The organism is uncultured Gemella sp., from assembly GCF_963525165.1.
Taxonomy (GTDB): domain Bacteria; phylum Bacillota; class Bacilli; order Staphylococcales; family Gemellaceae; genus Gemella.
This window is the reverse complement of sequence record NZ_CAURJN010000059.1, coordinates 1-5213: the sequence shown is the minus strand read 5'-3', so window position 1 is coordinate 5213 and position 5213 is coordinate 1. Positions and strand designations below refer to the sequence as shown.

Below are 5213 nucleotides of genomic sequence, written 5' to 3'. Positions count from 1 at the left end.
GTTTTAAAAAAATATATATACAAATAAGGATGTATGTTAGAATAATATGTAATAGGAATTAAATCGATATTGAAAGGATAATACAATGGTAGTATTTGATAAACTTTGGCTAGAATTTACTAAATTCCCTGAGGTAACAGCAATAGTATTGGGGGGCTCTAGAAGTGGTAATAACTTTGATAAAAGTTCCGATTATGACCTCTATATTTATTGTACAAGCATACCCGATAAAGATTGTAGAAAATTAATTTTAGATAAATATTGTTCTTACATTGAATTAAATAATCAATTTTGGGAATTTGAAGATGATTGTACTTTATCCGATGGGGTAGATATAGATATTATTTATAGAAATATAAATGATTTTGAGAATAATATAGAAAATGTTGTGGAAAAACATCGAGCTGGTAATGGTTATACAACATGTTTTTGGCATAACTTGAAAAATAGTAAAGTTCTTTATGATCCACATAAAGAATTTTATAAAATACAAGAAAGATTTGAAGTCCCATTTCCTAAGGAGTTAAAAGAAAATATTATTTCAAAAAATCTTCGTTTATTAACAGGGAACTTACCTTCTTATGATAAACAGATTCTAAAAGCATTTAATCGTGGGGATTTTATTAGTGTAAATCATCGTATGGCTGCATTTATAGAATCTTATTTCGATATTATTTTTGCAGTAAATGAACTTACTCATCCAGGAGAAAAGAGAATGATATCGTATGCTAAAGAACATGCTAAAATTCTCCCTAAGGATTTTGAAGAAAATATGAATGTATTATTAAATAGTATGGGAAGTACTTTAGAGAATGTAGAAAATAATTTGAAAAATATTATAGATAATTTAATGGGAATTTTATCATAGATTTATTGTAAAAATTTGAACTGATATATTGATTAAATAGTAGGTTAATTTTATATATGATAAATCTTATGATTGTATTTTATCAATTCAAAAATAAATTTATATGATTTGAAAGTTTTGAAATTGTTTTTCAGAACTTTCTTTTTTAATATTCAATTACATTTATGTTATAATAAGGAGGTTAATGTAAAATTAAATGAGTCTAAAAAATAGGACACAAAATTGATTTTACAATGAATAATAAAATTTGATTGTATAGAATCATTTGAGGTAATTTATGCAAAAGAAAAATAAAATTGTAATACAAGGAGCAAGGGAAAATAACCTTAAAAATATAGATTTAGAAATCCCACGTGATCAGTTTGTTGTTATTACTGGGCTAAGTGGTAGTGGTAAAAGTTCACTGGCTTTTGATACTATCTATGCTGAAGGACAACGTCGTTATGTGGAAAGTTTAAGTGCATATGCTAGACAGTTCTTAGGTAATCTTGAAAAGCCAGATGTTGATCTTATCGAAGGATTATCGCCAGCAATATCAATAAATCAAAAAACGACATCAAAAAATCCTAGGTCAACTGTAGCAACAGTAACAGAAATTTACGACTACTTGCGTCTACTTTATGCTAGAATTGGAGAAATCTACTGTCCAAATCATCACGAGAAGATTGAGAGTAGTTCAATAAGTCAAATCGTAGATGCGATTATGTTAATGCCAGAGCGTAGTAGGATCCAAATAGTAGCACCGATTGTTAAGGAGAAAAAAGGTACTCATAAAAAATTAATAGATAAACTAATAAAAGATGGATATATTCGATTCAAAATTGATGGTGAATTCTATGAAGTTGGAGATATTCCAGAATTAGATAAAAATAAAAAACATTCTATTAGTGTAATTATTGATAGGATAGTTATTAAAGAAGGAATTGAAACACGTTTAGCTGATTCATTAGAAACGTCACTAAACCTTTCTAATAATGATTTAGTAGAAATAGATGATGTTAAAGAAGAAACAACACAGTTATTTTCAACAAAATATAGCTGTAAACATTGTGATTTTACTTTAGGTGATCTAGAACCTCGTATCTTCTCGTTTAATAATCCACAAGGAGCTTGTCCTGAGTGCGATGGTTTAGGGATGCACGAAACGGTAGATGTTAACAAAATTATTCAAAAAGACTTAACGATAAATGAAGGTGCAATATTGGTCTATAATAATGCGACTTCGACATATTATCCAAGTTTAATTAAATGTGCATGTGAACACTTCGGAATTGACATGGATACTCCATTCAAAGACTTAAACAATGAACAACAACAAATTATTTTATATGGAAATAATCATGAAGAAATTACTCATAAATACATTAATGATGAAGGCGTAATGCGTTCACGTATAGTATATTTTGAAGGAGTAGCGAATAATATCCTTAGACGTTATAAATCAGGGATGACTAGAGCAACGAGAGAAGCTATGGCTAAGTATATTAAAGAAGATTCATGCCGTAGTTGTAAAGGTCAAAGACTAAAACCAGAAATCTTATCAGTATATGTTGCAGAAAAAAATATTGCAGAAGTTTGTGAAATGTCTATTAAAGATAGTTATGAATTTTTCTGTAATATAAAACTAAGCGAAAAAGATTATGCTATAGCTAAATTAGTACTTAAAGAAATTAAATCTAGATTACAGTTTTTAAATGATGTTGGTTTAGATTATTTAACACTAGATAGATCATCTGGAACACTATCGGGAGGAGAAGCTCAACGTATTCGATTAGCAACGCAAATTGGTTCGAAGCTTATGGGGGTTACTTATATTCTTGATGAGCCTTCAATAGGTTTACACCAAAGAGATAATGAAAAACTTATTAATACTATGCTTTCTATGAGAGATTTAGGAAATACTGTATTAGTAGTAGAGCACGATGAAGATACCATGTTAGCATGTGACTATATAGTTGATATAGGACCTAAAGCAGGAGAACATGGAGGTCAAGTAGTTGCTGTTGGAACACCTGATGAAATCATGGCGAATGAAAATTCTATAACTGGAGCTTATCTATCAGGCCGTAAAAAAATAGACGTACCATCGAAAAGAAGAGAAGGTAATGGTGAAAATATCGTTATTAAGAAAGCAAGAAAAAATAATCTAAAGGACGTTAGTGTGAAATTCCCACTTGGTAAATTTATTGGAGTAACGGGGGTTTCAGGTAGTGGTAAATCAACACTTGTTAACGAAATCTTGTTTAATTCAGTAAAAAACGTACTTAATAAAGAGGAAATCGATACAACTGTAGTAAAATCAGTAGAGGGAATTGAAGGAAATATAGATAAGATTATCGATATAGATCAAAGCCCAATTGGAAGAACACCACGAAGTAATCCAGCCACCTATACAGGTGTATTTGATGATATACGAGATTTATATGCAAGTACTAATGAAGCTAAATTACGTGGATACAAAAAAGGACGATTCAGCTTTAACGTAAAAGGTGGTCGTTGTGAAGCTTGTAGTGGGGATGGAATTCTAAAAATTGAGATGCATTTCTTACCTGATGTTTATGTCCCATGTGAAGTATGTAAAGGTAAACGATATAACAGAGAGACATTAGAAGTTAAATATAAAGGTAAGAGTATCAGTGATGTCTTAGACATGACTATTAAAGAAGCGTATGAATTTTTCGAGAATATTCCTAAGATAAAAAATAAACTTGAGACACTAGTACATGTTGGACTTGATTATATAAGATTGGGTCAAAGTGCGACAACATTATCAGGAGGAGAAGCTCAAAGGGTAAAACTGGCGAGTGAACTTTACAAGAAATCTACAGGTAAAACACTTTATATTCTTGATGAGCCTACAACAGGTTTACATATTGATGACATAAGTAGATTAATTAAAATTATTGATAAGCTAGTTGATGGTGGAAATACTGTTGTTGTGATTGAGCATAATTTAGATGTTATAAAATGCTGTGATCATCTGATAGATTTAGGTCCAGAAGGTGGAGTAGGAGGAGGAACAATTCTTGCTGAATGTACTCCAGAAAAATTAATTAAAAATAATGAAAGTTACACAGGAAAGTTTCTGAAAAAACTTTTAAAATAGTAAAAATTTAATAAAAAAAATAAGTATAAAAGAATCGATTATTAAAAATATGTTTAAAAAATATTTTACTTTATGAAAACCTTTTATTTAATAGGGTTTAGAGAAATAAAAATAAGTTAATCTACCTGATTATACAAATTTTGAGGTTGTTTTAATAAAGTAAGTGTGGTAAAATATAAATATACAACTAAAGCGCTTGTAAGACTTACCATACATTCGGGCCTAACACTTTTTGAACGGGAATGAGAATCGCTTACTAGTATAAAATGCTTCCTTGAGAAGACTTTAGAACATAAGGCTATCGTACCCACCTGATTATATCAGGACCAATTTAGGTAAGAATCTACGGCGTTTTGGTTTTTTTTAGACTGGTTTAAAAGTGTGCCCAGTCTTTTTTTATTAAAAATCATATAATTTAAAAATGGAGAAAGAAATGTTACATCAATTTTCAAGAAATGAATTAGTTATAGGAACTGAAGGTTTAGAAATTTTAAAAAATAAAAGAGTAGGAATTCTTGGAGTAGGAGGAGTAGGATCTTTTGCTGCAGAATCATTGGCACGTTCTGGAGTCGGTTCGTTAGTGCTTATGGATAAAGACAATATAGATATAACGAATGTAAATAGACAGATTCATGCTACCACAAAAACAGTAGGATGTAGTAAAGTAGAAGAAATGAAAAAGAGAATTTTAGATATTAATCCTGAATGTGAAGTTATTACTATTCAAGACTTCTATACAGAAGAAACATATCCTGTATTTTATGAGAAACCATTAGATTTTGTAATAGATGCATGTGATACGGTAACTTTTAAAATACATTTAATAAAACATTGTTTAGCAAATAATATACCAGTAATTAGTGTAATGGGTTCTGCAAATAAACTAGATCCAACAAAATTCCAAATTGCTGATATTAGTAAAACTACAGTTTGCCCATTAGCAAAAGTAATAAGAACTAAATTTAAAAAAGAAAAAGTTCGAGGAAAAGTTCCTGTAGTATTTTCTACGGAAAGTCCGACAATTGCGAATAAAGAATATTTAGAAAAAATTGGTAAACAAGACTCATCTATACGAAAAGCGAAAATTCCACCAGCATCTAATGCATTCTGTCCTTCGGTTGCTGGTCTTATAGCAGCAAATTATGTTTATACAAATTTATTGAAAAATATAAAAATATTAACTGTTGAAAAACCTATTTAATGAATGAAAACAACGCTAATTTAAGCGTTGTTTTATTT

General features: G+C 29.6%; 3 protein-coding genes and 1 other RNA gene. All 4 read left to right on the top strand.

What is annotated here, in order from left to right; translation table 11 throughout:
* Positions 1-85: 85 nt before the first annotated feature.
* Positions 86-868 (top strand): DUF4037 domain-containing protein, encoded by a 783-nt coding sequence (locus tag RWQ74_RS08555; RefSeq protein ID WP_274459060.1) that lies wholly within the window; start codon positions 86-88, stop codon positions 866-868.
* Between the two features lie 277 nt (positions 869-1145).
* Positions 1146-3974: an excinuclease ABC subunit UvrA gene (uvrA, locus tag RWQ74_RS08550; protein ID WP_314397877.1), complete on the top strand. Its 2829-nt coding sequence runs from the start codon at positions 1146-1148 to the stop codon at positions 3972-3974.
* A gap of 181 nt (positions 3975-4155) precedes the next feature.
* Positions 4156-4338: non-coding RNA, 6S RNA (gene ssrS, locus RWQ74_RS08545), on the top strand.
* Between the two features lie 69 nt (positions 4339-4407).
* The gene (locus RWQ74_RS08540) at positions 4408-5175 is read left to right on the top strand and encodes a tRNA threonylcarbamoyladenosine dehydratase (protein WP_314397876.1); all 768 of its coding nucleotides are present in this window, start codon (positions 4408-4410) and stop codon (positions 5173-5175) included.
* The last annotated feature ends 38 nt before the right edge of the window (positions 5176-5213 follow it).

What these genes read in the sequence shown, in the direction of transcription:
- RWQ74_RS08540 (WP_314397876.1), top strand. Translation starts at nt 4,408, where the DNA reads ATGTTACATCAATTTTCAAGAAATGAATTAGTTATAGGAACTGAAGGT.
- uvrA (WP_314397877.1), top strand. Translation starts at nt 1,146, where the DNA reads ATGCAAAAGAAAAATAAAATTGTAATACAAGGAGCAAGGGAAAATAAC.
- RWQ74_RS08555 (WP_274459060.1), top strand. Translation starts at nt 86, where the DNA reads ATGGTAGTATTTGATAAACTTTGGCTAGAATTTACTAAATTCCCTGAG.